We start from the raw sequence: 23,345 nt of genomic DNA, 5'->3' as shown, positions 1-23,345 counted from the left end.
TACAACTGGTGAAGAAAAAAAGAGGAGAACGAATATGAAGAAGGCATTATTGGCAACAGTTGCAGCAATTGGTCTTGGCGCATTCATGAATAGTGCCTGGGCTGATATCAAAATCGGCGTTGCAATTCCGGCTACCGGACCGAGTGCGGCAATCGGGGCACAGATTCAACATGGGGCCGAGATGGCCGTCAAAAATATCAATGACAAGGGCGGAATCAAGGGAGAAAAACTGGTCATTGAAATTGTCGATGATGCGTCAGACCCCAAACAAGCTGTTTCGGGTGCCAACAAACTTGCCGGTGACGGCGTGCAATTTGTTGTAGCCCACTATAATTCGGGTGCTGCTCTTCCGGCTGCAACGGTTTACGATGAAAACGGCATGCTGGCAATTTCAGCCGGTGTTACCAATCCTAAATTGACCGAATCGGGATATCCGATGCAGTTTCGCGTTTGCGGACGCGATGACCAGCAAGGTTCATTTGCCGGTGAATTCATAAAGAAACATGTCCCTGATCCGAAAGTCATGATTATACATGATAAAACCGCTTATGGCATAGGAATTGCCGAAGAGGTTAAAAAGACGCTGAACAAGCTTGGCGTTACCGAATTGAGCTTTGACGGCGTTAATGTGGAGGACAAAGATTTTTCGGCCATTATTGCAAAAATGAAGCAAAGTGGCGCAAATGTTGTCTATTTTGGCGGGCTTTATACGCCGGCCGGATTGATGTTGCGCCAAATGACGGAACAGAAAGTTAAACCTGTCTATATCGGTGGGGATGCCTTTGCCAGCAACGAACTTGCGGCAACGGCGCAAGATGCCGTTATCGGCGTCATGAATACGTTTAACGCCGATCCGCGTGGCAATAAGGACAATGAGGAATTGGTAAAATCTTTCCGGGCGAATGGATTTGAACCGGAAGCATTCACACTTTATTCCTATGCAGTTGTGCAGCTTATGGCCGAAGGCATTACTGCCGAAGGACAAAATCCGCAAAAAGTGGCTCAATACCTGAAAACAAAAGGGCCATTCAAAACCGTTCTCGGACCTTTGGACTTCACCGAGAAGGGAGATCCGAAGGAAGGTGGTTTCGTTATGAACCGCTGGTACAAGGCTCCGGACGGAAGCTATAATTATTCGGAAGTCAAAGACTGAAGAAGAGGGTGACCGGGCAAATAAAAGGCTCATTCCGGTTTTGAAGGAAAATGAAAAGCGCGTCTGACGCGCTTTTTATTTTTATCAGTCAATCAATTTTTAACTCTATTGCAATTTTCAATTCTATCGATTGACCGGATATTTGCAAAACGATGTAAAACCTCATTTTGCGGATTTTAAAAAACTTGCGTTCAGCGGTTTTTTCCGCGTGAATGCATATTGGAAGCTTTTAAAACTAGTCCGTTATTTGCGGCGTAACAAAAAATAAGCTGCCAGTCCCAAAACGCCAACCACAGCCAATGCGGTCTTCGGATAGTTCTTTGTCTGCCGTGTGATGTAGTGAGCTTGCTCACCGACAACATCAAATGCCTGACGGCCTTTGTCTTTTATGGTTTCGGCAATTTCACCGGTATTTTCAAGGAAACCGTCGCCTTTTGTAAGTGATTGGGTAAGTGATTGGATTTCACTTTTAAGATCCTGAATGCGTTTTTCAATTTTTTCTTTTGCATCGCTGCTGTTGAGAAGATTAAACATTGTTTTTTCCTTGCGCTAGAAGCCCCGTATAAGTCGAACACAAGGCTGTAACTACACCATATAGTAGAATAGATAATGCGCAGAAAAATTCCTTCCAGTACCAAAGATGTTTTGTCAGCTGACGATTTTTAGGTGAAACCGGTTTTTAATTCGCGGCAAAAGATTGATTGTCAGAAAGTTTATAGAAATATCGGGTGGAGGTTTAATTCTTTTGTTGTCCAGTTCTCACGCCGATCATACGATCGAATCTTGATTGCGCGCCTGCGTTGCGAGCCTGAATTGTGAACATGGATTGTCGACTCGAAAAAGTGAAAAGCTTTTTTAATTTCCGGTTGGGAAAATATCATTATAATAGCTATAACAATTGATGCATTTATGTCGATCAGACAATAAAAGAGACACTATCCGAAAATGACCAAGCACCAATATTTTTCCAAACCGTTTCCTCGCCGCAAGTCTGTTGCCGTCAATGTTGGCGGTGTCATGGTGGGGGGGAATAATCCGGTTGTCGTGCAATCAATGACCAATACGGATACGGCAGATGTTGATGCAACAGTTGCGCAGGTTGCAGCGCTTGCCAAGGCAGGCTCGGAGCTCGTACGCATTACTGTCGATCGTGATGAATCGGCAGCCGCTGTGCCAAGAATAAGGGAGCGGCTCGACAAACTTGGCATTGGAGTTCCGCTCATCGGCGATTTTCATTATATCGGCCATAAATTGTTGGCCGAATTTCCCGACTGTGCGAAAGCCTTGGCAAAATACCGCATCAATCCGGGCAATGTCGGGTTTCGCGAAAAACGTGACAAACAATTCAGTGAAATTATCGAATTTGCAATTCGCTATGACAAGCCGGTCCGGATCGGCGTAAACTGGGGTTCGCTTGATCAGGAATTGCTTACGCGTCTGATGGATGAGAATGCTGAAAAAGGGGGGCCGCTTTCAACCGACGAAGTCATGCATGAAGCGGTGGTGCAGTCTGCACTTATTTCTGCGCATCTTGCTGAAGAAATCGGCCTTGGACGGGATAAAATTATTCTGTCGGCAAAAGTCAGTCAGGTACAGGATCTCGTTGCGGTCTATACCATGTTGGCCGAGCGCTGCGATTATGCTCTTCATCTGGGGCTCACCGAAGCCGGTATGGGAACGAAGGGCATTGTTGCATCGTCGGCAGCTCTTGGCATTTTGCTTGAACAGGGGATTGGCGATACTATTCGCATTTCTTTGACACCCGAACCGGGTGGCGATCGCCGCCGCGAAGTGCAGGTTGCAGAAGAACTTTTGCAGGTCATGGGATTCAGGCAATTTATACCCACTGTTGCTGCTTGCCCCGGTTGCGGGCGCACCACTTCTACGGTGTTTCAGGAACTTGCACAGAAAATTCAGGGTGATATTCGCAAAAACATGCCTGTCTGGCGGAAAAAATATCCTGGTGTGGAAGCACTCAATGTTGCGGTCATGGGTTGTATTGTTAATGGACCGGGGGAATCGAAACATGCCGATATCGGTATTTCACTTCCAGGTACTGGCGAGATGCCGGCTGCACCGGTTTTCATTGAGGGTAAAAAGGTCAAGACATTACGTGGCGCGAATATTGCGGCTGAATTCGAGCAAATGGTAGCAGAATATATCGAAGAGCGTTTCAAATAGGTTTGTCTTCGATAATTTAAAAACCAAAGCGATAAAATTGGCTCTTGAAATAAGCCTGCAGTTTTGAATGGCGCGTTTTGCTCTCGTGGTTTTACACAAGTAACGTGTATCTGTGCTTTTCAGTTGCCACCGGAAAACTTCAAAAAATTCCTGTGGCCTTACTGCAGGATTGCGAAAGCTTTGAAGTGTTTAAAGGTTTAACCCGTGTTCAAAGCGTTGTTTCACTTCAGAGGATATCTTTCCCCATAAAACAGAAATGAAACAGATCAGGGGCAGATTGCAGAAGGATCGGAACGGTTGTCCTTCAAGCGGAAGCAATCATTTTTCAAAGTGTTTTCTGATAGGTTTTTCTTCGATTGAGTGAAACCGGACAAAAGGTTGAAGCCACATTGGCGGAAATCTTGTCTTCGGCAAAAGCTTCTATAAAGATTTGTCTGAGCAGGAGTTTTCTCACTCAATCAGAATTTTTCCGCTGCTCAGGTCTTTTATCCGGTCAATAAAGTTTTGTCGTTCAGCTTTTGGCAAACGGAGTGTTAGTCTACATCCTTTATCGTCAAAATGCCGGTTTTCAATTTGCGCAAGGAAATTTTGAACTTCGTTTTCGATAATGGGCAAAAGATTGAAGGGGCAGTGAAAAGTCAAAATCTGCCAATCAACAAGTTCGACAAGTTCGGCCTTTTGGAGCGCTCTTGCTGCACTGCCCCCATAAGCACGAACAAGGCCACCAGTGCCAAGTTTTACCCCTCCGAACCAGCGCGTAACAATAACGAGAACACAATCGCAGTCTCTGCCTTCAATGGCATTAAGTATCGGTTTACCGGCAGTCCCTGTCGGTTCACCATCATCATTGAAGCGGTAATTTAAATGGAATTTCCACGCATAGCAGTGATGTGTTGCTTCTTCTTTGCGGATCGTTTCAATTATTGCTTCGGCTTCGGTTACGGAATTGATCGGAAAAGCACGCGTTAAAAAACGGCTTTTTTTAATTTCTTCCATAAGCTCGGTTGCAGAAGCAATGGTAAAGGCCATGAGTATTTTCCAAAGTCGCTAGTCTTGACGAAGTGGGTATATCGACAAATTTGGCGTTTTCAAAACGTTGGGCTTTTTAGCGTTTAAAATGACAAATCGTTTGCGAAAGACGAATGTCGTTCTGGCAAATGTTTCGTTGTCAATAGCTTCCTTTCAGGCCACTTTTCCCGTCCCGTCAGTTTTTCCCCTTGTCAATTCTTTTGTTCACCTTTCAATTCTTCCGTTTTATGACAAATCTTGCTGTCGCCCTTAAGATATCGGCCTTGTTTCCGAATGGTTCAAGCAGGCTATCAGCCTGTTCCATCAGGCCTTCCAGTTGGTGTTTTGCCCAATCGACACCGTGCAGGGCTACCAAAGTTGCTTTATTGGCTGCAATATCTTTGCCGGCCGTCTTGCCGAGTGCATTGGTATCAGAAGTCACGTCAAGGACATCGTCGGCAAGCTGGAAAGCAAGGCCGATTGCCGCGCCGAATTCGGAAAGTCTTTCGCGATCTTCTCGGGTTGCATTGGAAAGCATAGCACCGGCTTCACAGGCATAGCGGATAAGTGCACCGGTTTTCATCGCTTCCAATGTGATAATGCCGCTTTCATCAGGTTTTTTCGTCTCCGCTTCGAGGTCGAGTACTTGCCCGCCAACCATGCCACCAAGACCGGCACTACGGGTAAGACCGTTTATCAGTTGAAGCCGGATTTTTGCATCAAGCTCGAGTTTTTCGTCGGAAAGAAAATCAAAAGCAATTGTCAATAATGCGTCACCGGCAAGTATCGCTGTCGCTTCGTCAAATGCTTTGTGGACAGTGGGCTTGCCACGTCGCAAATCATCATTATCCATGGCCGGTAAATCATCGTGTATCAATGAATAGCAATGGATTGCTTCAAGTGCTGCGCCAACGCATCGTGCCGCTTCGATATTGGCATCAAAAAGTCGCGCTGTCTCGATAACAAGAAAAGGCCGCAATCTCTTGCCACCATTCAAAACACCATGCCGCATTGCAGCGAGAAGACGTGGTGGGCGAGCAATTTCTCCGGACTCGATATGATTAGAAAGTTTTGCATCCAGCATTTCACCAATCTGGCGGGCATTTTTGGCAAGTAAATTGGTAAAATCTTCCATTGAGAATTCCTCTGATCTTTGCAAGATGGAAATGAAACATTCCAACGTCGCCGTCAACGCTTATGAGTTTGACACTATTGATATAAACGAAGGTTGTTTATTAAACGAGGCATAATTGTTGATTGAAAGCGAAAATCGGCAAATCCGCTCTGATAAAATGCGTTCAGGAAAACTGCGCTTGACGCTTTACATATTGGTGTTTTTGCTAGCTTTGCCGTTTTTAATGATGCTTCTTTATAAGCTGCCTTTTATTCACCCGCTTTCGACCTTGATGTTGCGTGATAAAATCACTCAGACACCTTATGAACGTCAGTGGACGCCTATCGAAGATATTTCCCCCCATCTTGTTAATGCGGTGATTATGTCGGAGGACGGGCAATTTTGTTTTCATAATGGCGTCGACTGGGGTGCTTTAAAAACAGTTATAACGCGCGATGGCGGGCCAAAAAGAGGTGCGTCGACTGTTACTATGCAAATGGTGAAGAATTTGTTTTTGTGGCATGGTCGGTCTTACCTTCGAAAAGGTCTCGAGATTCCTTATGCCACAGTCGCCGATGCTTTTTTGTCAAAACGGCGGATTATGGAAATTTATCTCAATATTGCAGAATGGGGTCCCGGTATTTATGGTGCAGAAGCTGCTTCCCGACATTTTTTTAAACGTTCGGCAAAAAATCTCACGCAAAGGCAGGCCATCTACCTTGCAGTAACATTGCCCAATCCGAAATTGCGTAACCCTGCACGCCCTTCGATGAATATGACAAGACTTGGACGGTTGATCGAAAAACGCTTGCAGCAAGCGGGTACTTACACGCAATGTTTGCATGAATAAAGGCAGGGTTTGTAAAAATTAAAGGGAAGTTTGCTTAAAAACAAAAAGCCGGATGGTGCTTTGAGTCGGTGCGATCAGTCGTGTCGTTTTCACGTGGCAGAGTGGCATTTATAATTTTTAAAAAAATTATGACTGAACCGTTTATTTTAAAATTTTTCCGCTCATAATGGGCACAATATCGGCCTATTTCATAAAAAATGCTGATTTCAGTCTGGTCAAAGCCTGATAATCAGTGTATAGGCACGCCAAACCTTCTATTATTTTGTCTGCCGATATAGCTTCGGGTTATGGTGGCAGATACGTTTTAAGCAAATTTGGAGTATATTTCCATGGCTGTACCTAAACGAAAAACGACCCCGTCAAAGCGCGGTATGCGTCGTTCTGCCGATGCCCTCAAGGCTCCGACCTATGTTGAAGACAAAACTTCCGGTGAGCTTCGCCGCCCGCATCATATCGATCTTAAAACCGGTATGTATCGTGGCCGTCAGGTTTTGACACCGAAAGACTGAAGTCTTTTTTGAATTTAAAGAAAAACCGGTCTATTGGCCGGTTTTTTTGTGTCCGGATTATGCAAAAATTTTTACGATTGCGGTGAGCCGGTTTTGTGAAAATTTCTGTAACCGGTTTTTGTGAAGCTTTATTATTCGAGTGGCTTCAAATGTTATTGATAGCGTCGCCAAGTCATGGCTATCCGGATTAATCATAAAGGCTTTCCGGTAAAAATCGTCCGGTAGCCGGTGTTCGTCTTATGTTATTTTATTTCAGTCTTGACTGAAGTTAATTTCTTCAATGACCCGAATGATTTTCCTTGATAGGCTTTTTCTGTTTTCAAGCTTTTTAAGCTGACCAATCTTCAAAACTTCGACGCCGGTTATCGTTGGCTCTCATCTCCCAAACACCTTGTTTTTAAAACCTGTCACAAAACCTTATTGCCCATATCGGAATATATTGCCGAAAACCATTTGCCGGCGACAAGCGCGGTTAGAGACACTTTAAGCGGGAGACAATTGAGCGGAGACACTTTACACTCGCGACATTCTAATCCGGCGTGCCAAAAAATCTATGGGTAGCTCGACTGGCCAACTTGCGATTCATCCAATATTACCGGTCTTGAACGGATATAGTGTGCCATTAAAGGAAACCTTTGGTGATTATAAGATATTTTTTGGCTTGATAGACTTATGACTGTTGAAGCTTCGTTGTGTCGCCGGATTATGGTTAATCGGAATGGCCCCGTTTTTCCGATTTAATCTTGACCTTATTGCTATATTTTGTTTTCTCATCTTGTAAGAACACAGTATCTGGTTAGAACATATCAAGAACATGACAATGTCAGCGATTCGTCGCTGATTCGTTCCGGTACTGTTCCAAAGGTTAAGAATTATGGTTAATGTTTTGTAAATGACGAAGCTTGCTTGTCGTTCGATAAGGCGTTAAGGCGTATTTTGGCGGCTATGTCCGGCAAAATTTGATAATTTGGAGTAGACGATGGCTAAAGCCCCTCTCATCCTTTCGGGGCGTGATGTAACAGCTGTTCTGGGGCCGACAAATACTGGCAAAACCCATTTGGCAATCGAGCGTATGCTTGCCCATGACAGCGGAATGATCGGGCTACCGTTACGACTTCTTGCACGGGAAGTTTATAATCGTATCAGCGAAAAAATTGGCCCCGACCGGGTTTCTCTCATTACGGGGGAAGAAAAGATTATCCCTCTTGGTGCCCCATATTCTGTTTGCACTGTCGAAGCTTTGCCACGTGAAACCAAAGCATCTTTTGTTGCCATAGATGAAGTGCAGCTTGCCGGTGATCTGGCGCGTGGCCATATTTTTACCGATCGGATTTTGCATTTACGTGGCACTCAGGAAACAATGCTGCTGGGTGCTTCGACGATGCAAGGGATTTTGCAAAAACTTTTGCCCGGTCTTAATGTCATCAGTCGTCCGCGGTTTTCCCAATTGCTCTATGCCGGATCGAAAAAGTTGACCCGCTTGCCAAGCCGCACGGCAATAGTCGCTTTTTCGGCCGATGATGTCTATTCCATTGCCGAGCTCATCAAACGGCAGCGCGGCGGAGCAGCCGTGGTTATGGGCGCACTTTCGCCACGTACAAGAAATGCGCAAGTTGCCCTTTATCAATCGGGCGACGTGGATTTTCTTGTCGCGACCGATGCAATCGGCATGGGGCTCAATCTCGATGTCGACCATGTGGCTTTTGCCCAGACAAGAAAATTCGATGGCTACCAGTTTCGCGATTTGACAGCAGCAGAAATGGCACAAATTGCCGGACGCGCCGGTCGTCACATGCGTGACGGTACTTTCGGCGTTACCGGTCGGGTAGCCGATCTCGACAAGGATCTTGTCGAGCGGATCGAATCACATCACTTCGATCCTGTAAAAGTTTTGCAATGGCGCAGCGAAGACCTCGATTTTACAACGCTTGACAGTTTAAGAAAATCACTGGAAGCGGCTGCCCCTGTAGAAGGGCTTGCCCGTGCTTTACCGGCTGTGGATGCACAAGCTCTGGATAATCTCTCACATGATTATGATATCGCCCGTCTTGCTGACCGACCCGAACGCGTCGCATTGCTTTGGGAAGCATGTGCACTTCCCGATTATCGCAAAATTGCACCGGCACAACACGCAGAAATTATTGCCAATATCTATCGTGATCTTGTAAAACGTGGCAGCGTCAATGAAAACTATTTGGCCGAGCAGGTATCCCAAGCCGATCGAGTCGATGGCAATATTGACACTTTATCGCACCGGATTGCCCAGATAAGAACCTGGACATTCGTGTCACATCGACCCGGATGGCTTACCAATCCGCAACACTGGCAAGAAAAGACGCGAGAAATTGAAGATAGATTGTCGGATGCGCTACATGAGAGGTTGACGAAACGATTTGTAGACCGCAGAACAAGCGTACTTATGAGGCGGCTTAGAGAGAATGTGATGATGGATGCCGAAATAGTTCAAACTGGCGATGTTCTTGTTGAAGGACATCATGTTGGAAAACTTGATGGGTTTCGTTTTATTGCCGATGTCAATGGCGAGGGTGCCGATGCAAAAGCTCTAAGGGCTGCTGCAGATAAAATATTGGCCGGTGAATTCGAAAAAAAGGCAGATCGTCTGGCCGCTTCGGCCAATGGCGATTTTGCGATCGGGTCGGATGGTGTGGTTCGCTGGATTGGCCAACCTTTGGCAAGTCTTGCTGCAACCGACGACATTTTAAAACCGCGGGCAGTGCTACTTGCTGATGAACAGTTGACCGGGCAGGCGCGTGAAAAAGTTGCCGAGCGGGTCGATCGTTTTGTGAGCTTCCATTTTGAAACAGCATTGAAGCCGCTTTTTGATCTCATCAATGCCGATGCGCTTGTGGGGATGACACGAGGACTTGCGTTCCGTCTGGTTGAGCATCTCGGCGTTCTGCCGCGCCGCGATGTCGCCGAAGAAGTCAAAAGCCTTGACCAGATTTCACGTGCAGCCTTGAGAAGGCTTGGTACGCGTTTTGGTGCTTTCCATATTTTTCTGCCGATGATGTTAAAACCGGCACCGGCACAAGCCATTACACTTCTATGGGCTTTGAAAAACCATGCGCGGGATTTGCCGGGCTATGGCGATGTTCTGCAAGTATTGGCAGCCGGTCGCACGTCGGTTGTTGTCGATCCACTTTTCAACCCGACCTTTTATCAACTTGCCGGTTATCGTATTCTTGGTCGCCGTGCTGTTCGGGTTGATATTCTTGAACGTCTGGCAGACCTTATTCGCAACGCAGTGAACTGGAAGCCCGGTAGCGGGCCGCGTCCGGACGGTGCTTATGACGGGCGTCATTTTCTGGTTACTCCGGCGATGATGTCGATTCTTGGTGCAACAGCCGAAGATATGGAAGAAATTCTGAAAAGCCTGGGCTACCGTTTTGATAAAAAAGACAAAGCGGAAATTTCAGCCAAACTGCAGGAACTTGATGCAACAACGGATGAAGCAAAGCCTGCTGCAGTCGTCGAACGTCCGGCCGAACCGGTAGGTGATTTTGCAACTACGTCGGTGGTTGAAGAAGCCGCGGCAACGGAAGAAGTAAAAACACCGGATGCAGAACCGGTCGGGCCTCATTTTACCAAAAAGACGACGGAAGAAGAGGAAAAACCCGTTTTGCTTTGGCATTATCAGGGGCGTCACGATTACCGTCAGTCAAAGTTGAATGGTGACAGGAAGAAGCGTTCCGCACAGCGGTTTGAAAAATCAGGTGAACGAACTGATAAATCGGGCGAACCACGGCGAGACAAGCAGCGTCCGCGTAAAAATTCGTCTTTCAACAATCCGAAAGCGGATGCGTCTTACAGACAGCATAAATCGAAGTCGCAACCGAAGCCGATTGATCCTGATTCGCCTTTTGCAAAGCTCGCTGCTTTGCGCGACCAATTGAAAAAATGAGCGAAGAGACCGTTTCGAGACAGCGTCTGGACAAGTGGCTGTTTTTTTCGCGAACGGTCAAAACGCGTAGCCTTGCTGCCAAACTCGTCGAGGGCAGCAAGGTCAGAGTTAATCGTGTGAAGATTGACAAGTCGAGCTATCCGATAAAAGTCGGAGATGTTCTGACTATCCGGCTGGAACGGTCAGTCGTTGTTTATAAGGTAGCTGGATTTGGCGTGCGTCGGGGGCCGGCAGCTGAAGCCCGATTGCTTTATGAAGATTTGACTCCGTACGAAGTTGTAACAGACAGGCAGAACATCATTTCATCGGGACCTCGACCGACAAAACGCGACAGACGGCAATTAATGCATTTTTTAAAACAGGAAATGTGAACAAATTGGTTCAAATGCGGGGTTGAAACCGCCCGTCAAAAACGTTAACTCATTGCTGTTATCGTTTCATTTCCGTTTAAAAGTGTGACAGGCTTTTGTCGGAATGCGCTTGACGTGAACACTGGAGATTGAACAATGACCTATGTTGTGACCGACAATTGCATTCGCTGCAAATACACTGACTGCGTTGAAGTTTGCCCGGTTGACTGTTTCTATGAGGGGGAGAACATGCTTGTTATCCACCCCGATGAATGCATTGATTGTGGTGTCTGTGAGCCGGAATGTCCGGCTGAAGCAATTAAGCCTGATACTGAACCCGGACTTGAAAAGTGGCTTGAACTTAACATGGAATATTCGGCCAAATGGCCAAATATAACGGTCAAGAAGGATCAGCTTCCCGAAGCAACCGAAATGGATGGCGTGACGGGAAAACTTGAGAAATACTTTTCTCCCAAGCCGGGAACCGGTGACTAGCCATATAAACAGTTGAACTTGACTGGCCAATGATTGATTTCGTTGGTTTTTTGTGTTATGGTTTTTCCGTTAAACCGATAACCGGATGTCATTGGCGTTTCTTTTTCTCATCGAAAGGTGTCTTAATCTGACGTAATTCGTGTCGAATAGTGGACGGCTTTATTGCGTCCAATTGAATTATGTCGAGGTTTGCGGATTTATTATCGCATTTGCTTTGCATTTGCGGATAGGTGAAGTCCTCTTCTGCACCTTGAATCAAAAGTAACGTCCTTTCTTCCGGAAATCGGATAAGGCTCTCTGTTTGCAGAGCTTTCAACCTGTGTTTGTCGGCAACAGTGCCGAGCACAAATGGAGTTGGTTAAGAATATGTCATCCCCCAAGAAAAAATCCCCGGCTCGGCAGGGGTTCAAGGCTCAAGAATACATCGTTTATCCCGCTCACGGTGTTGGCCAGATTGTTGCTATTGAAGAACAGGAAGTGGCCGGCGTAAAACTCGAGCTGTTTGTTATCCATTTCGAAAAAGACAAGATGCACGTCAAAGTGCCGGTTGCCAAGGCTATTTCTATTGGTATGCGCAAATTGTCAGAGACAGATTTTGTCGAACGTGCCTTGAAAGTTTTACAAGGTCGGGCTCGTATCAAGCGGACAATGTGGTCGCGTCGGGCTCAGGAATATGATGCAAAAATCAATTCGGGCGATTTGATTTCTATTGCAGAAGTCGTTCGTGATCTTTTCCGCGCTGAAAATCAGCCGGAGCAATCTTATTCGGAACGTCAGCTTTATGAGGCTGCGCTTGACCGGATGGCACGTGAAATTGCTGTTGTTAATAAAATTTCGGAAACCGAGGCTGTCCGTGCGATCGAGATCAATCTTGCCAAAAGCCCCAAGCGGAGCGTTAAAAGTGATGCTGAAGGGGATAGCGAAATCGAAAGTGATGTTGATGGCGAAGACAGCGAAAACGTTGCTGCTTGATTAAAGTAAACAAACCGGATTTTATTTGTTAATCCCTTTTTTCAAAAGCCCGCTTTTATAGCGGGTTTTTGTTTTCTGACACTATACATTTATCAATCAGGTCAAAGATGGTCGTTAAAAAATATATCAAAAGTTGAAAAAATAAAACTTTTAGTTGTTTTTTTGCGGAACCAACCTTCGCGATGTGCGTTTCCCAATCTGAAAGCAACATAGGTGTTGCTCTTTAAGATTAACGAGTTTCTCATCGAGGGGGCAGATCATGGCCAGCATACCGACGTCAACGCAGTTAACGACAAATTTCAATGCCGGCACGGACAACACACTTGGCCGTAATATGATGCGTTCAGCAATGAAGGCACCCTATCTCGAGCGCAATGACGAACACGATCTGGCACTGCGCTGGAGAGACAAAAAAGATAGTGTGGCAATGCATCAGATTGCAGTTGCACACATGCGGCTGGTCATTTCAATCGCGGGGCGATTCAAACATTTCAAACTACCGCTGAGCGATCTTGTTCAGGAAGGCTATGTCGGACTCCTAGAAGCGGCAGCACGCTTTGATCCCGAGCGCGAGGTGCGTTTTTCTACCTATGCGACATGGTGGATCAGGGCTTCCATACAGGACTATATTTTGCGCAACTGGTCAATCGTACGTGGTGGTACCAGTTCGGCACAGAAAGCGCTTTTCTTCAATTTGAGACGGTTGCGTGCAAAGCTTGCCAGCGAAGACAGAAATATGAGCAAGCAGGATATATTCCGCAGCATTTCGGAAAAACTTGGTGTCTCTGTTTCTGATGTCGAAACAATGGATTTCCGTTTTTCGACGAGTGATAATTCCTTGAGTGCTCCGATGATTGCCGATGACGAGAGTTCGGGCAGTAAAATGGATACGCTGGTCGACGATCATCCTCTTCAAGACACGCTTGTCGAAGATGAAATCGACGGAAATCGCCGTTCGAAGTGGTTGCATGATGCGCTTCAAATATTGAACGACAGAGAGCTCCAAATTATTCGTTGCCGTCGTTTGAATGATAACGGGGCTACTCTTGAAGCATTGGGAGAAAAAATGGGAATTTCCAAGGAACGTGTACGCCAGATCGAAGCACGTGCCATGGAAAAATTGCGAAATTATCTTCTTTCTGTTAATAGTGTCGATGCTTATCAGGTTTAATCGCCAAGGGAATATGTGACGATTGCGTTTCGTTTTTTCGGGCGGTCATGCCGGTAGCTAAAACCAATACCTAAAAGGCTTGCCCCGAAAAATTGGCCACGAGAACCGGCCTGGAGAAGTTGTTTGTCACCGTTTGATAGAAACGCACATATCGAACAAAAAGTACTTGCATATTCAATTCTGGCTACAATCGTTCTGGCTGTTGCAGGTATTATTACCGGAATTCTGACAGGTGCATCATCTATTATTTTCGACGGAATGTATTCATCGATTGATTGTGTCTTCAGCATTGCAGCGCTTCTTGTTGTTCGACTGATCGAAATCGACGTCAACCGGCGAAGCCGCAAAGCACCGAAATTTGTCGAGCGTTTTCAATACGGTTTCTGGCATCTCGAACCGATGCTTTTGGCAATCAACGGGTTATCCCTGATGATTGCCGTTATCTATGCGTTGTTCGAGGCTGTAGGAAAAATTTTGAACGGCGGCAAACTTCCGCATTTTGATGCTGCAATCTGGTTTTCGGTTTTCGCAGTCATCCTGTGTTTCGGGATGGCGTTTTACGAGCATTATTTCAATCGCCGTATAAAATCGGCCTTTATTACCATTGATGCGAAAAGCTGGATCGTATCGGGCGGAATAGGATTGGCTCTCTTATGCGCTTTCAGTTTTGCCACCCTCATTGAAGGTACAATTTATGAATGGGTTTTGCCTTATATCGATCCGGTTGTTTTGGCTTTTATTGCGATAATCATGTTGCCAATGCCGGTAAAAACGGTTCTGCATGCCATGCGGGATATTCTGATGATAACGCCCGTTGATTTGGACGAACATGTCAATGGTGTAGTTGACGAAATTGTCGAAAAATACGGCTTTGTCGGTTCCCAAAACTATCTTGCAAGGGTCGGCCGCTCCACAATGATTGAAATTCATCTCATTTTGCCGGAACATTACAAAATTGCCGAGGTCGAGGAGCTTGATAAAATCCGCACCGAAATTGGTGACCGAATAGGCCACGCAGGGCCGGATCGGTGGCTCACTGTTTCTTTCACATCAAGTCCGCATTGGGCGTTTTAATCGACCTCATTACGTTATCCCGATCAGGCTATTCCGAGATAATCTTGATTCTGTCACCTGCCGATAAATTTGCGGTTGGTGGCAAGGCATTGATGATACGCAACAGTTTTTCTTTTACGTTGGTGCCTTGCATCCGTAGAGCAAGTGATGCGACAGTATCGCCCGAGCGAACATTGACAACGCGAATGCGCAAAGGTTTGAGAGAAGAAATCTCGCGCGACGATAATGTTTTAAATGACGAGGTTGTTGCATTCGACACAGCATCAAGTTCGTTCGAATTTTTGGGGGCTGCTGTTAAAAATCTGAAGACACGGTCTTTAACAAAAATAACCACAACATCGAATTGCCAACGATCATTGGCAGCATGGGCACGTGCAGCTTGAAGGCCGTTGATAGTGACAGGCACAATCGAAGTTTGGTCAAGTCCACTTACCCAGCCGCTTTTGATGTAGTCGACCGGAGTTAGTCCGCGGGGAAGTGCCACACCGTCGAAGCGCACAGCAATGTCATTATTGCCGCTTGCAATAACAGCATTTGACGAATTATCGATTGTGAAATTCTGCGGAACAGAAAAAGTAATCCCGAGTTTTGGGTGAATGAACTGGTTACCACGAATGTAACCTTCGTCGGCTGTATCACCAAAAATCATTCCGTCAATACCGTTGAGAAAATCATCGCGGTCGGTCTTTCCTACACCCGGAGCTCCCACTTTACGTGCCTGATCGGTTGCGAGCTGGATCCGCTGCGGCGTGGAAGGATGGCTGGCCAGAAAGTCCAGGGTTGCATCGGTTGCTCCTGAAACATTGCGATAGGACGCATAAGCTTCCATTGATTGTAAAAAGCGTGGCGAGGCGAACGGGTCATACCCCGCCTGTCCCAACATTTTTATGCCGATTGCATCCGCCTGCAATTCCTGATTGCGCGAAAATTGGGCAAGACGCAGTTTACCGCGAATAGCTGTTTCCCGCTCGGCCGAATGGTCTTCCAGAACTTCGCTAACAACCTGATTTGTAAGTTCTACCTCGGCCTCTTTCTGTTGACGCAAAATACCGTGATTGGCTGTGACGTGTGCCATTTCATGAGCAAGAACAGCCGCCACTTCGGACGAATCATTGGCGAGCGCAAGAAGCCCGCGCGTTACATAAACGTAGCCACCGGGAAGTGCGAAAGCGTTTACATTGGGCGAGTTTAAAATCGTAATCCTATAGGTCTGGGCGGGGTTAACCGAAACCGCTGTGAGCCTTCCGACAATTTTGGCAACCATGCGTTCAAGCTTCGGATCACTATATTCGCCGCCATAGGTTTGTAAAATTCGCGGATGCTGGGACGCACCCAATTGTGCAAGAGAATCCCCTTTGCTCACCTTGTCGACAGTGACCGGTGCACCGGAAGGCATAAGGCCTCCATCGGGCTTATTATAATCGACAAGCTGGCAAGCTGTTAAGCCGGAAAAAATAAAGCTTAAAAAAATGGTAAAACCCGTCGTTTTGACCACACGCTTGGAAACATGTGGCACTGAATGCAGGTCTGAAATGGCCATTTTTTTGCATTTACTCATCGCGACCGATGTTTGATCCTCATTGTGGCAAAAAATAATCCCGTACTATAAGGCTGAAAAACTTTGAAAATAACAAGCTTTTTCAAAATTTCCCCTATAATAGAACGAACAGAAGCGAGTTGTTGTGACATATCAATGATCACAGAACAATCAAATAGATACCGATTAAAAATTAAAATGGGCTATTTACGTAAAAAAGCAAATTCGGGGTGGTCATGAAAACCTACACTATTCTTCTTGACGGTGATCTTCAGGTAACCCCGCGGCTTTTGGCAGAGATAAGAAAAAGCAATGTCATTGTTGCTGATGGTGCGATACGTTATGTCGGGCCCCTTGGTGTAACACCCGAATTATGGGTCGGGGATTTTGATTCGGCCGATCCGGCGCTGATGGTAAAATATCAGAATATTGAGCGGCGGTCTTTTCCTGTTGCCAAAGATAAAACCGATGGTGAACTTGCAATCGACTTCGCTTTGGAAAGAGGGGCAAGCCGTATTATTTTATGCGGTGCATTGGGGGGAAAACGGTCCGATCATGCATTTTTCCATTTCGTACACGCTTTGGCGATGAAACAGAACGACATTGATGTGCTACTCACAAGTGGTAACGAGGAAGGATATGCTATTCTTCCGGGCCACCATTCATTCGATTTTCCTGCAGGCACAATTTTCAGTATCATCGGTTTCGATGACCTTGGCGGCTTGACAATCGAAGGGGCAAAGTGGCCACTTTGTCGCAAAAACGTGCCCTTCGGCTCTTCATTGACACTTTCCAATGAAGTCGTTGGTCAATTGCATTTAACTCTTTCCTCGGGACGAGCAATTCTCGTTGCTCAATTCAATGCTCATTGACGGGCTTTAGAAGACATTCAAGGGTAGCTTTGTGAAAATAATTTTCTATATCCATATGTAATAGTAAGGATGGGGTCGAGTGTCGGTTTCCGCCTTATCTTGGTTTCGCCTTATTATTACGACACAGTACCGGGAAAATCATAAGAGAAAGAGTGAGGACATGTTTAAACGAATTTCTGTAATTGCCATGGTTTCGGCTTTGGGTTTGGCGACCGTTGCCTGTTCGCCGAATGAACAGCGTACTGCCGGATATGGCGTTGGTGGTGCAGCCTTGGGTGCACTTGCAGGCGGTGCTATCAAGGGGAATGGCAAGGGTGCTTTGAGGGGGGCTGCAATCGGTGCAGCTGCAGGGACACTGGTTGGCGTTGCAACAAAACGCAATGGCGTCCAGTATTGTAATTATCGCGATGCTTATGGTCAGATGTATCAGGCACCTTGCAATCAATACCAATAAGGTTTTAAAGACCTGAAAAATGAAGGGGTCGGTTCTGCTGGCCCTTTTTTATTTTTATGTGTTTTAAAGTTATATTTTGCTATTAAACCGATCAATAGCTACATGGAATCATAATGGCGCCTCCTCTTTTACGTCTTGATCATATTTCACTCACCTTTGGTGGTACACCATTGCTCACCGACGCCGCACTATCCGTATCGAATGGCGATCGTATTGCGCTTGTTGGTCGTAATGGTTCGGGTAAATCAACACTTCTTAAAATTGCAGCCGGACTTGTCGAACCGACAGATGGCGAGATTTTCCGGCATCCCTCGGCAACAATCCGTTATTTGCCGCAAACACCCGATCTTGAGGGTTTTAAAAATGTGCGTGCCTATGTCGAAGCGGGCCTCGGGCCTTTGGATGATGTCCACCGTGTGAGCTATATGCTTGATCATCTGGGTTTGACGGGAGAAGAAAAGCCCGACCAGCTTTCCGGTGGTGAAGCGCGCCGCGCCGCATTGGCGCGCGTTATTGCACCCGTTCCCGACATTCTGCTTCTTGACGAACCCACCAATCACCTTGATCTCACGACAATCGAATGGCTCGAAGGTGAACTCAAAACAATACGTTCAAGCATCGTGTTGATTTCGCATGATCGCCGTTTTCTGGAAAACGTCTCGCAATCGACAATCTGGCTTGATCGGGGGGAAACAAAGCGTCTTGGTAAAGGATTTGCTTTTTTCGAGGAATGGCGTGACAAACTTCTTGAAGAAGAAGAAATGGAGCAACAAAAACTCGGCCGCCAGATTGTGCGTGAAGAGCATTGGTTGCGTTACGGCGTGACAGCCCGGCGCAAACGCAATGTGCGTCGTCTTGATGAATTGCAGAAATTGCGGCAGAAATACAAGAGTTATCGTGGGCCGCAAGGCAATGCTGTCATGGAGTTAAGCGATTCACAGGAATCCGGAAAACTGGTGATCGAAGCCAAAAATATCAGCAAAGCTTATGGCGAACATGTGCTTGTCGATCATTTTTCAACCCGTATCCATCGTGGTGATCGGGTGGGACTGGTTGGTCCCAATGGCATTGGCAAGACGACATTGTTATCCATGTTGAGCGGGGTTTTGACACCCGATAGCGGAACAGTGAAACTTGGCGTCAATCTTGAAATCGCCACGCTTGATCAAAAACGCTCGCTTGATGAAAGTGAAACGCTTGCCCATTATTTGACTGATGGGCGAGGCGACAGTGTTATCGTCAATGGCGAACAACGTCATGTTGTTTCTTATATGAAGGATTTTCTGTTTTCGCCTGAACAAGCGCGCACACCGATCAAAGAATTGTCAGGTGGTGAACGTGCGCGGTTGATGCTGGCGCGCGTATTATCGCGTCCTGCAAACCTGTTGATACTCGACGAGCCTACAAATGATCTTGATATGGAAACGCTTGATCTTTTGCAGGAACTTGTAAGCAATTTTCCGGGAACTGTTTTGCTTGTCAGCCATGATCGTGATTTTCTTGATCGTACGGTTACCAGTATTATCGCTCCTGAAGGTAATGGTCGTTGGCTCGAATATGCCGGTGGCTATAGCGATATGATTGCACAACGAAAAGGTCGGGAAATCGAACAGAAAAAACTTGTGAAATCGTCTTCGCCGCAAACATCAGGCACAGCTGAACGGGGCAAACGGGAAACAAAACAGAAGCTATCCTATAAACAGAAATATGCTTTGGAAAAATTGCCATCGGAAATTGATGCGCTGCATCAGGAGATTGCAAAGATGGAACACGAATTTTCCGATCCTGATCTTTATTCCAAGGATGCCAAAAGGTTCGATGAACTTTCGCGCCTTCTCGAACAAAAACGCAAAGACCTTGAAACAAAGGAAAACGAGTGGCTGGAGCTTGAAATGCTGAAAGAAGAACTCGAAAAATAGCTTTATTTTTTAAAGCTATAGGGTGAGCTTCAACGCGAATTATTTGGCATTGATAAATGGGTTGAACCGTAAAATACAGATAGTGGTTTTAAGTGCCATATAATACCGGTAATCAGCAATAGATAACAAAAAGCCTTCCGGAAATGGAAGGCTTTCGAGTTTTTGGAAATTTAGAAATCAGCTCATGCCAAGCGCATCTTTATAGAGCTGGATCATGGCCTCTTCTTCCTGACGCTCATGGTCTTCCTTTTTACGCAAACGGATAATCGTGCGTACGGCCTTGCTGTCGAAGCCACTTCCTTTAAGCTCGGCATAAACCTCTTTGATGTCGTCGGAAATTGTTTTCTTTTCTTCTTCAAGGCGTTCAATACGCTCGATGAAAGAACGCAACTGGCCAACAGCCACTGCTTGTTTTTCGTCTGTCACTTCACTCATGGAAATGGCCTCCAGATAAATCGTGTTCGAACGAGTCGTTTAGTCGATCGTCCAGTTTCCTGTTGATGTCCGAGTCCTGCCCTCGGAGTCAAGATGGCGGCTTTAATTTTTCGCATCCGTCTTGCAGCGTCAATATCGCGCTTTAAGTGTGATGAAGTAAAATTACTTGTCCGCACGCGAGGGAAAAACCTGTTTCATGTGAATCATCGGCGCTGCATTTATTTTACGAAACAGGGGTTCCAGATAGTCAGCCCATTCGGTCACACCTTTTTCATTCCCGATCAAATCCTGCCTGACTTCAATCAGAATATGCGCAATGCCTTTTTTTGTACAATGGCGATACATTGTATCGCCTTTCAGCGCACCATCATAAGGTTCATTATCACCGACCTTGATATGTCCAATCCTGTTCAATCCTTCAAAAAGCGGATCGAATACGCGTCTGTCGCTATCCCATAAAAGGCCGATATGCCATGGGCGGGCTTTGCCGCGCCAAACCGGTGTGAAAGAATGGACAGAAACCACAAAAGGGCTTTTTCCGCTTGCTTGCCCGACATTGGCAATGAGCTTGCCGATTGCCGTGTCATAGGGCTTGTAATAATTGTCAATGCGGCGTTGTCTTTCATTTTCGCTCATCGGATAATTTTGTGCAATCACCGCGCCGTCGGATAATTGCATGATAAGTGTCGGGTCATCTTCACCCCTGTTAGGGTCAATCAAAAGTCGTGAAAAATGGCTGATAACTGCCGGTGCATCAAGGCGTCTTGCCAATTCACGGGTAAGTAGCTCCGCACCTATATCATAAGCGATGTGGCGTTTGAACTCGGCCGGGTCGAGCCCGAGTGAACCGTATTCAGCCGGCAGAAAATTGCTTGCGTGATCACAGATTAATGCAAGACCCGTCTCCATATTGCCGGGGATTTCTTCAAAGGAATAGAAATTTTCTTTCTGTTTCATTTTTCTATCATCACTTTATAATATGAGCTGATTTGAAAGTCTCTGACATTGACAAAATTTACGAAACTAAACAAAACACAATTCAAGTGCAAAAGATGAACGGTCGCAACGAAATAAACCGAAGGTGCCAGAAATGTTGTTGAAAAAGATTCTGATTGTTCTCTTCGGTGGTGTGTTTGCGTTCACCTTTCAAAACGCAACGAAAGCGGATTTTCGTGTCTGCAACACGACTCAGGAAGTTATTGGTGTCTCTATCGGATATCGTGCGAAAACCGGCTGGGTTTCCGAAGGCTGGTGGGTCGTCGGTCCCACGCGTTGCAAGACGATTATTGATGGGGCTCTGGCATCGCGCTTTTATTATCTTCATGCGGAAGATGCCAAAAATCACGGGCGTTGGGATGGGCCTATCAATATGTGTGTGAAAGATTCCGAATTTACGATTAATGGCGTGAACGACTGTTTTGCACGCGGCTTTCAAAAAGCCGGTTTTCAAGAAATCGATACAGGTACCCAGACAAGCTGGATGGTGCAGCTTACGGAACCGGTATCCAATAATCCGGCGTTGAATACGCCGCTTGTTACAGGAGCTCCTACAAAATGAAACGTAACCGTAAAGTAAAGATTGTTGCTACGCTCGGGCCTGCTTCGTCTGACGAAAAAATGATCGAAAAACTTTTTCTAGCGGGCGTCGACGTTTTTCGCATCAATATGAGCCATGCCGACCATGACACGATGCGTAATCTCGTAAAAATTATTCGTAATATCGAAAAAAAGCAGGGGCGGCCGATCGGTATTCTTGCCGATTTGCAGGGACCGAAGTTACGTGTAGGGGAATTTGCAAATGGTAAAGTCGATCTTGTAGCTGGTCAGACTTTTACGCTCGACAATAAAGATGTTCCGGGCGACAATACGCGTGTTTACTTGCCGCATAAGGAAATTTTCGATGCGGTCAAGCCGGGAGAACGGCTGCTCATTGATGATGGCAAATTGGAGCTTCTGGCACAGAAATGCTCGCATACCGCTATTGAATGCAAGGTTGTTGCGGGAACGCACATTTCCGATCGTAAGGGCGTAAGCCTGCCCGACACGCTGCTTGGGGTCGGTGCAATGACAGAAAAAGATCACAAAGACCTGCTCGCCGTTCTTGAACAGCCGATTGACTGGATTGCGCTTTCCTTTATCCAGCGTCCTGAAGATATTGCCGAAGCCCGCAAAATCGCCAAGGGTAAAGTGGCGATCCTTTCAAAAATTGAAAAGCCACAAGCGGTTCGCAGAATTAACGAAATTGTTGATTTATCCGACGCTGTTATGGTGGCACGTGGTGATCTTGGTGTCGAGATGCCGTTGGAAACAGTGCCCGGTATCCAGATGGATATTATCAAATTGTGTCGGCGTGCAGGAAAGCCGGTTGTTGTCGCAACCCAGATGCTTGAATCTATGATCTCGTCGCCGGTTCCTACCCGTGCAGAGGTTTCCGATGTTGCAACAGCAGTTTATGAAGGGGCTGATGCCATTATGCTTTCGGCTGAATCGGCTGCCGGCGCCTATCCGGAAGAAGCAGTGCGCACGATGGATAAAATTGCTTGCAAGATCGAACGGGATTCCAATTATGAACCGATGATTGATGCCCAACATCCGGATCCCGAACCAACCGGTGCCGATGCAATTTCACTTGCAGCAAGGCAGATTGCCGAAACGCTCAATCTTTCTGCCATTGTTGCTTATACGGCCTCTGGCGCAACGGGTATTCGTGCATCTCGTGAGCGGCCGATGCCATCAATTATTGCGCTTTCTCCGATTACCGAAACAGCACGGCGCCTTGCCCTTGTCTGGGGACTTCATTGTGTTGTCACAGACGACGCTCACAATCTTGACGATATGGTCGAAAGAGCCGCAGCCATTGCACTGCGCGAAGGCTATAGCGTTCCCGGAGACAGAATTATCGTAACGGCCGGTGTGCCGCTTGGAACACCTGGTGCAACCAATATGTTGCGCATTGCCTATGTGGAAAAGGAAGACGGCAAGCGCAGATAATAGGCGTTGAACCGGATCATTCCAGTTTTAAAAATAATGGTTCAACGGCGGAACAGATTCATCATGTTCCGCCGGAACATGCCTTGAACCGCTTTGCATTCAAGAAAAACGTTTCAAATATTTTTGAACCTGTCTGAAAGGCCGGCGGTCAAGCGCTGGTTCCTTGATGTATTTCTTGACCCCATGTAACACCGGCCAAATATATGGGCCGAAACACTCGATAAATGTCAAAACAGTTACTATAAGTCGCAACATTCGGGACAATAGCAGATTGCCGCATGTTGTTTTGCCAATAAAGTGATTTCTGCTCGCAGCCCGCATTAAGAAGCCATGTTTAT

21 protein-coding genes and 1 pseudogene are annotated in these 23,345 nt (G+C 46.4%); 16 read left to right on the top strand and 6 right to left on the bottom strand.

Annotation, left to right across the window (positions count from 1 at the left end; all coding sequences use genetic code 11):
- Positions 1-34 precede the first annotated feature (34 nt).
- Positions 35-1,153 carry a branched-chain amino acid ABC transporter substrate-binding protein gene (locus H3V14_RS00540; protein ID WP_198226052.1) on the top strand — a complete coding sequence of 373 codons (1,119 nt, stop codon included), beginning with the start codon at positions 35-37 and terminating at the stop codon, positions 1,151-1,153.
- 243 nt (positions 1,154-1,396) lie between these two features.
- On the opposite strand, the gene H3V14_RS00535 is transcribed toward H3V14_RS00540, so the two are convergent.
- Complete coding sequence (locus H3V14_RS00535) at positions 1,397-1,687, bottom strand: hypothetical protein (protein WP_198226051.1); 291 nt, start codon at positions 1,685-1,687, stop codon at positions 1,397-1,399.
- A gap of 411 nt (positions 1,688-2,098) precedes the next feature.
- Here H3V14_RS00535 and ispG point away from each other — a divergent pair, with 411 nt between their 5' ends.
- A complete protein-coding gene (gene ispG, locus H3V14_RS00530) occupies positions 2,099-3,334 on the top strand; it encodes a flavodoxin-dependent (E)-4-hydroxy-3-methylbut-2-enyl-diphosphate synthase (RefSeq protein WP_198226050.1) in 1,236 nt (411 codons plus the stop codon).
- A gap of 450 nt (positions 3,335-3,784) precedes the next feature.
- Here ispG and H3V14_RS00525 read toward each other — a convergent pair whose 3' ends face one another.
- Both H3V14_RS00525 and H3V14_RS00520 read right to left on the bottom strand, forming a co-directional pair.
- Positions 3,785-4,363: a YigZ family protein gene (locus H3V14_RS00525; RefSeq protein WP_198226049.1), complete on the bottom strand. Its 579-nt coding sequence runs from the start codon at positions 4,361-4,363 to the stop codon at positions 3,785-3,787.
- 211 nt (positions 4,364-4,574) lie between these two features.
- Positions 4,575-5,477, bottom strand: coding sequence for a polyprenyl synthetase family protein (locus H3V14_RS00520; protein ID WP_198226048.1), 903 nt, complete (start codon positions 5,475-5,477; stop codon positions 4,575-4,577).
- A gap of 157 nt (positions 5,478-5,634) precedes the next feature.
- On the opposite strand from H3V14_RS00520, the gene mtgA reads away from it, so the two are divergent.
- The 8 genes from mtgA to H3V14_RS00480 all read left to right on the top strand — a co-directional run bounded on the left by mtgA (position 5,635) and on the right by H3V14_RS00480 (position 14,799).
- Positions 5,635-6,306: a monofunctional biosynthetic peptidoglycan transglycosylase gene (gene mtgA / locus H3V14_RS00515; RefSeq protein ID WP_198214556.1), complete on the top strand. Its 672-nt coding sequence runs from the start codon at positions 5,635-5,637 to the stop codon at positions 6,304-6,306.
- A gap of 329 nt (positions 6,307-6,635) precedes the next feature.
- Complete coding sequence (rpmF, locus tag H3V14_RS00510) at positions 6,636-6,815, top strand: 50S ribosomal protein L32 (protein WP_075869347.1); 180 nt, start codon at positions 6,636-6,638, stop codon at positions 6,813-6,815.
- Between the two features lie 979 nt (positions 6,816-7,794).
- Positions 7,795-10,737 (top strand): DEAD/DEAH box helicase, encoded by a 2,943-nt coding sequence (locus H3V14_RS00505; protein ID WP_198214483.1) that lies wholly within the window; start codon positions 7,795-7,797, stop codon positions 10,735-10,737.
- Positions 10,734-11,108, top strand: a complete 375-nt coding sequence (locus H3V14_RS00500) for an RNA-binding S4 domain-containing protein (RefSeq protein ID WP_198226047.1) — start codon at positions 10,734-10,736, stop codon at positions 11,106-11,108. Before H3V14_RS00505 ends, H3V14_RS00500 begins: the two co-directional genes overlap by 4 nt.
- A gap of 135 nt (positions 11,109-11,243) precedes the next feature.
- The gene (fdxA, locus tag H3V14_RS00495; protein WP_075869344.1) at positions 11,244-11,582 is read left to right on the top strand and encodes a ferredoxin FdxA; all 339 of its coding nucleotides are present in this window, start codon (positions 11,244-11,246) and stop codon (positions 11,580-11,582) included.
- A 366-nt stretch (positions 11,583-11,948) separates the two neighbouring features.
- The gene (locus tag H3V14_RS00490; protein ID WP_198226046.1) at positions 11,949-12,554 is read left to right on the top strand and encodes a CarD family transcriptional regulator; all 606 of its coding nucleotides are present in this window, start codon (positions 11,949-11,951) and stop codon (positions 12,552-12,554) included.
- A gap of 259 nt (positions 12,555-12,813) precedes the next feature.
- Complete coding sequence (locus H3V14_RS00485; RefSeq protein WP_198226045.1) at positions 12,814-13,725, top strand: RNA polymerase factor sigma-32; 912 nt, start codon at positions 12,814-12,816, stop codon at positions 13,723-13,725.
- 123 nt (positions 13,726-13,848) lie between these two features.
- On the top strand, positions 13,849-14,799 hold the full coding sequence (locus H3V14_RS00480) for a cation diffusion facilitator family transporter (RefSeq protein WP_198226044.1): 951 nt from the start codon (positions 13,849-13,851) through the stop codon (positions 14,797-14,799).
- Between the two features lie 28 nt (positions 14,800-14,827).
- Here the strand turns inward: H3V14_RS00480 and H3V14_RS00475 are convergent, their stop codons facing one another.
- Positions 14,828-16,339, bottom strand: a complete 1,512-nt coding sequence (locus H3V14_RS00475) for a M48 family metalloprotease (RefSeq protein ID WP_198226043.1) — start codon at positions 16,337-16,339, stop codon at positions 14,828-14,830.
- 233 nt (positions 16,340-16,572) lie between these two features.
- On the opposite strand from H3V14_RS00475, the gene H3V14_RS00470 reads away from it, so the two are divergent.
- The 4 genes and pseudogenes from H3V14_RS00470 to H3V14_RS10955 all read left to right on the top strand — a co-directional run bounded on the left by H3V14_RS00470 (position 16,573) and on the right by H3V14_RS10955 (position 19,581).
- Positions 16,573-17,208 (top strand): thiamine diphosphokinase, encoded by a 636-nt coding sequence (locus H3V14_RS00470; RefSeq protein ID WP_198226042.1) that lies wholly within the window; start codon positions 16,573-16,575, stop codon positions 17,206-17,208.
- A gap of 160 nt (positions 17,209-17,368) precedes the next feature.
- Positions 17,369-17,662, top strand: coding sequence for a glycine zipper 2TM domain-containing protein (locus H3V14_RS00465; RefSeq protein WP_075869339.1), 294 nt, complete (start codon positions 17,369-17,371; stop codon positions 17,660-17,662).
- Between the two features lie 113 nt (positions 17,663-17,775).
- Positions 17,776-19,261, top strand: a pseudogene (locus tag H3V14_RS00460) (ABC-F family ATP-binding cassette domain-containing protein); the annotation flags it as partial.
- Complete coding sequence (locus tag H3V14_RS10955; protein ID WP_371809435.1) at positions 19,240-19,581, top strand: hypothetical protein; 342 nt, start codon at positions 19,240-19,242, stop codon at positions 19,579-19,581. The pseudogene H3V14_RS00460 and the gene H3V14_RS10955, both read left to right, overlap by 22 nt.
- A gap of 177 nt (positions 19,582-19,758) precedes the next feature.
- Here the strand turns inward: H3V14_RS10955 and H3V14_RS00455 are convergent, their stop codons facing one another.
- Together H3V14_RS00455 and H3V14_RS00450 are read right to left on the bottom strand one after the other, a co-directional pair.
- Positions 19,759-20,016 (bottom strand): DUF2312 domain-containing protein, encoded by a 258-nt coding sequence (locus H3V14_RS00455; protein WP_075869337.1) that lies wholly within the window; start codon positions 20,014-20,016, stop codon positions 19,759-19,761.
- Positions 20,017-20,178: 162 nt separating this feature from the next.
- On the bottom strand, positions 20,179-20,973 hold the full coding sequence (locus H3V14_RS00450; protein WP_198226040.1) for an N-formylglutamate amidohydrolase: 795 nt from the start codon (positions 20,971-20,973) through the stop codon (positions 20,179-20,181).
- Between the two features lie 133 nt (positions 20,974-21,106).
- Between H3V14_RS00450 and H3V14_RS00445 the strand changes: the two genes are divergently transcribed.
- Together H3V14_RS00445 and pyk are read left to right on the top strand one after the other, a co-directional pair.
- Entirely contained in the window at positions 21,107-21,574 is a 468-nt protein-coding gene (locus H3V14_RS00445) for a DUF1036 domain-containing protein (protein WP_198226039.1), read from the top strand.
- The gene (gene pyk, locus H3V14_RS00440; RefSeq protein ID WP_075869334.1) at positions 21,571-23,007 is read left to right on the top strand and encodes a pyruvate kinase; all 1,437 of its coding nucleotides are present in this window, start codon (positions 21,571-21,573) and stop codon (positions 23,005-23,007) included. The genes H3V14_RS00445 and pyk overlap by 4 nt, the downstream gene beginning before the upstream one ends.
- Positions 23,008-23,345: the final 338 nt, after the last annotated feature.

It is taken from the genome of Bartonella sp. W8151, assembly GCF_016100385.1.
Taxonomy (GTDB): domain Bacteria; phylum Pseudomonadota; class Alphaproteobacteria; order Rhizobiales; family Rhizobiaceae; genus Bartonella; species Bartonella apis.
This window is presented reverse-complemented; position numbering and strand designations above follow the sequence as displayed.